The 4,088-nt window shown below is 61.7% G+C and carries 4 protein-coding genes and 1 pseudogene; 1 reads left to right on the top strand and 4 read right to left on the bottom strand.

From position 1 onward, the window contains the following. Positions 1-345 precede the first annotated feature (345 nt). From NDI87_RS16810 to NDI87_RS16825, 4 genes are read right to left on the bottom strand one after another with little or no spacing between them, the layout of a single operon-like run. Positions 346-915 carry a hypothetical protein gene (locus tag NDI87_RS16810; protein WP_296276731.1) on the bottom strand — a complete coding sequence of 190 codons (570 nt, stop codon included), beginning with the start codon at positions 913-915 and terminating at the stop codon, positions 346-348. 26 nt (positions 916-941) lie between these two features. After that, the gene (locus tag NDI87_RS16815; protein ID WP_296276732.1) at positions 942-1,217 is read right to left on the bottom strand and encodes a J domain-containing protein; all 276 of its coding nucleotides are present in this window, start codon (positions 1,215-1,217) and stop codon (positions 942-944) included. Positions 1,218-1,239: 22 nt separating this feature from the next. Further along, positions 1,240-1,794 (bottom strand): adenine phosphoribosyltransferase, encoded by a 555-nt coding sequence (locus NDI87_RS16820; RefSeq protein ID WP_296276733.1) that lies wholly within the window; start codon positions 1,792-1,794, stop codon positions 1,240-1,242. A gap of 55 nt (positions 1,795-1,849) precedes the next feature. Then, positions 1,850-3,841: a monovalent cation:proton antiporter family protein gene (locus NDI87_RS16825; protein WP_296276734.1), complete on the bottom strand. Its 1,992-nt coding sequence runs from the start codon at positions 3,839-3,841 to the stop codon at positions 1,850-1,852. Positions 3,842-3,899: 58 nt separating this feature from the next. Between NDI87_RS16825 and NDI87_RS16830 the strand changes: the two are divergent. Then, positions 3,900-4,088, top strand: a pseudogene (locus NDI87_RS16830) (KpsF/GutQ family sugar-phosphate isomerase); the annotation flags it as partial.

Consider the following 4,088-nt stretch of genomic DNA (forward strand, 5'->3'; position numbering starts at 1 on the left):
CGGATCACCGCCAGCACATCCTTGGGCGGCAATTGCGCCAGCACCTCCATCAGCGCGCCATCGCCTTCGCGATCGGCCAGTTCAACCAGGGCCGACTCTGCGCCCACGATATCGCCTGCGGCGATCAGGGACTGCGTTTTTTCGATCAAAGCCAAATGCTGCATGTAGGGTTCCTGTGGGGTCGATGAGGTGATGCGGATGAGATACGTTAACTTGAAATGGCATCGTCATGGCGAGCGTAGCGTGGCAATCCATAGCCCATTGAATACATGGATTGCCGCGTCGCTGCGCTCCTCGCAATGACGAGGCCGTTCATGATTCGAAGTGTGGCATTCGCACCATGATTTATTCCTTGCGGTCAAAGCCGTGCTGTTCCAGCCAGTCGGCGCTGGATTCTTCATGGTCATGGTGCTGTTCGCCGTCCTTGTCATACTCGTCGGCATGGTCCTGCCGACGCACTGCGCCGTGCTCGCCGCCGGCCTCCTGGGCATGGTCTTCATGCGCCGCACCCTCATGGTGGTGCGGCGAGGGCCGGTGGTACAGATACTCCAGCGCCGCCGCCACCACCATGAACCAGTCGCCCTGCGGCTCGGGCAGCAAACTGTCGGCCAGTTCCTGCGCCCAGGGGGTCAGTTGCACGGCCTCATTCAGGCTGCTCCAGTCCGGAAACTCGTCCGACTCCAGGGTCAGCACCTGCTCCATCACGGCCGGCAACTCAAAGTGAAAGCCGCCATGAAACACCACGGCCACCATCTCGGGGCTCAGTTCCATCATCTGCTTCAGGAACGTGATCTGGCCACGCTTTTCCAGCAGGCGCTTACGCAGCACGTTGCGCCCTTCCGAGTCAAACGCGAGGTCGTCAATCTCGGCCTGGTACGACGTGCGCACTGCGCGAAAAAAAGCAGACATGCTCATGGCGTTCTCGAATGTTGGGTTGGGTTTCAAATGATGCGGCTGATGTAATCCTGCCAAATCACGCGGGCGGTGTCGATCGGGCTGTCGAGCAGGTTGCGCTGGCGATTGTCATCATAAGCCTTGCGCTTGTCCGGGTCCGACAACACCTCGTAGGCCGCCTGGACCAGCCTGAAGCGTGCGGCGGCATCTGCGGCGCTGCTGCGGTCCGGGTGGTGCATGGCCGCCTGCTGGCGGAACGCTTTCTTGATGTCGGCCAGCGTGGCCGACGGGCTCAGGCCCAAGGCGGAGTAATGGTCTTTCATGAGACGACTCGAAAAATCGGCCTCAATGGCCGGCAAAATCAACCAGGGTGAACAGCGTCAGGCCAACCGCGCGCAATTTGTCGGAGCCACCCAGCTCCGGCAGGTCGACGATGACGGCGCCCTCCATGACTTCAGCGCCCAGTTTTTCCAGCAGTTTTTTGCCGGCCATCATGGTGCCGCCGGTGGCAATCAGGTCGTCGATCAGCAGCACGCGCTGGCCCGGCCTGACGGCATCGGTGTGCAGTTCCACCGTGGCGCTGCCGTATTCCAGTTCATAGGTTTCTGCCACCGTGGTGAAGGGCAGCTTGCCTTTTTTGCGGATCGGCACAAAGCCCACGCCCAGCTCATAGGCCACCACCGCGCCCAGAATGAAACCGCGCGCATCCAGCCCCGCCACCACATCGGGGCGCCGTTCGGGGTCCATATAGCGGTGCACAAACGCATCGATCAGCACCCGGAACACCTTGGCGTCCTGCAGCAGCGGCGTGATGTCGCGAAACTGCACGCCGGGCGCGGGCCAGTCCGGCACGGTTCGAATGTGCTCGCGCAGGTATTGGTTCACGCTCATGTTCAGCATAAAGGGCCCATCTAACAAAGTGCCTTATTGTGCCCCGCGCCGCAGACACCTGGCGTCAAAACCCGTCCTTGAGCAGTATGCGCTCGGCCTGCTCCAGCAGGTCGGACTTGCCCGAGAGCAACAAGGTGTCGCCCGCCATCAGAACCACATCGTCGGTCAACTTGATGACTTGTCCCGTTTTGCGGCGCAAGCTGACCAATTGCACACCCATGCTCCCCCATTCCACGTCGCCCACCGTACGGCCCAATAATTTGCCCGACAGCGGCAGCAACACGGAAGTCAGACGCTCCTGCTGCAACTCATCGACAGAGCCGTCATCGGCGCCACGGAAGAATCCGCGCAGCAGTTTGTAACGCGCCTCGCGCTGCTCCTGCACCAGCCGAATCACCCGCCGCATCGGCACCCCCACCAGCGCCAGCGCATGGCCAGCCAGCATCAACGAGCCCTCAATGGCTTCCGGCACCACTTCTGTGGCGCCCGATTTTTGCAGGGCTTCAAGGTCGTGGTCATCCTGGGTGCGCACCACCACCGGCACCTGGGGCGCATGGTCCTTGATGTGGGCCAGCACCTTCATGGCGCTGGGGGTCTCCAGATAGGTGATGACCACGGCACTGGCGCGCGCCAGGCCGGCTGCCATCAGCGACTGCAAGCGCGCGGCATCGCCCAACACCACCGAATCGCCGGCAGCGGCGGCCTGGCGCACCCGGTCGGGGTCGAGGTCAAGCGCGATGTAGGGAATGGATTCCTTGTCGAGCATGCGCGCCAGATTTTGACCGCAGCGGCCGTAGCCGCAAATAATCACATGCTTGCTGGTCTTGATCGACTTGCGTGCAATGCTGGTCATTTGCACCGACTGCATCAGCCACTCATTGCTGACGAGCTTCATCACAATCCGGTTGCTGCGCACCACAATGAATGGCGTCGCCAGCATCGACAACACCATCGCTGCCAGAATCGGGTTGAGCAGTTCAGGCGGCACCAGCTTGCTGCCTTGCGCCAGCGTCAGCAGCACAAAACCGAACTCACCGGCCTGCGCCAGGTAGAGCCCGGTGCGCAAGGCAACGCCCATGGAAGCACCTAAAACGCGCGCCAAAAAAGTCACCACCAGCGCTTTGTACAACACCGGCAGCGTGACCAACAACAACACCAACGGCCAGCGGTCCAGCACCAGGCGCCAGTCCAGCATCATGCCGATGCTGATGAAAAACAAGCCCAGCAGCACATCGTGAAAAGGCCGGATGTCGGTTTCCACCTGGTGTTTGTACTGGGTTTCCGAAATCAACATGCCGGCAATGAACGCCCCCAGCGCCAGGCTCAGACCCGCCAGTTCGGTCAGCCATGACAAGCCCAGCGTCACCAGCAACAGATTCAGCACAAACAGCTCTTCGCTCTTGCGCCGCGCCACCTGCGTCAGCCACCAGCGCATGAAGCGCGGGCCGCCGACCAACAGCACGGTGATCAGCACCGTGGCCTTGAGCAGCGCCCAGGCCATCGTTTCGGCCATCTGCTCGGGCGGGGCACTCAGGGCCGGAATCAGCACCAGCAGCGGCACCACCGCCAAGTCCTGGAACAGCAGCACGCCCATCACGCGCTTGCCATGCTCGGTCTCCATTTCAAGCCGCTCGCTCATGAGCTTGACCACAATCGCGGTGCTGCTCATGGCCATGGCGCTGGACAAGGCCAACGCCGTGCGCCAGTTCATGCCCCAATATTCCGGCGCGAACTCGGCAAACGCCATGCTGGCCGCCGTGGTCACCAACATGGTCAGCGCCACCTGGAACAAGCCCAGTCCAAACACATGGTTGCGCATGCTGCGCAGCTTGGGCAGGTTGAACTCCAGCCCGATCACAAACATCAAGAACACCACACCGAATTCGCCCAGATGGCGCACCCCATCGGCGTTTTCGGCAAGTGCCAGCGCGTTCGGGCCAATCACCACACCGACCGCCAGATAACCCAGCATGGGCGGCAGTTTGAGCGAGCGACAAGCCACCACGCCAATCACGGCAGCCAGCAAATACAACAGGGTTAATTCAAGTGGGTTCACCCCCTGATGCTACCAAGTACGTGACCGGTCCCGGAGGTCTGGCCGATAGAATGAGGCCATGACAATCCCGACCCCCAGCGCTCCCGCATTCGATGCCAACCGGGCCATGGCGCTCGCGCTCGAAACGCTCGACATTGAAGCCGCCGCCCTGCTTGGCCTCAAGCAGCACATCGGCCCCGACTTTGCGCAAGTGGTGCGCCTGATGCTGGCGGTGCAAGGCCGCGTGGTGGTGATGGGCATGGGCAAA

This window comes from Rhodoferax sp. (assembly GCF_023701345.1).
Classification (GTDB): Bacteria; Pseudomonadota; Gammaproteobacteria; order Burkholderiales; family Burkholderiaceae_C; genus Rhodoferax.

What these genes read in the sequence shown, in the direction of transcription:
- NDI87_RS16815 (WP_296276732.1), bottom strand. Translation starts at nt 1,217, where the DNA reads ATGAAAGACCATTACTCCGCCTTGGGCCTGAGCCCGTCGGCCACGCTG.
- NDI87_RS16820 (WP_296276733.1), bottom strand. Translation starts at nt 1,794, where the DNA reads ATGCTGAACATGAGCGTGAACCAATACCTGCGCGAGCACATTCGAACC.
- NDI87_RS16810 (WP_296276731.1), bottom strand. Translation starts at nt 915, where the DNA reads ATGAGCATGTCTGCTTTTTTTCGCGCAGTGCGCACGTCGTACCAGGCC.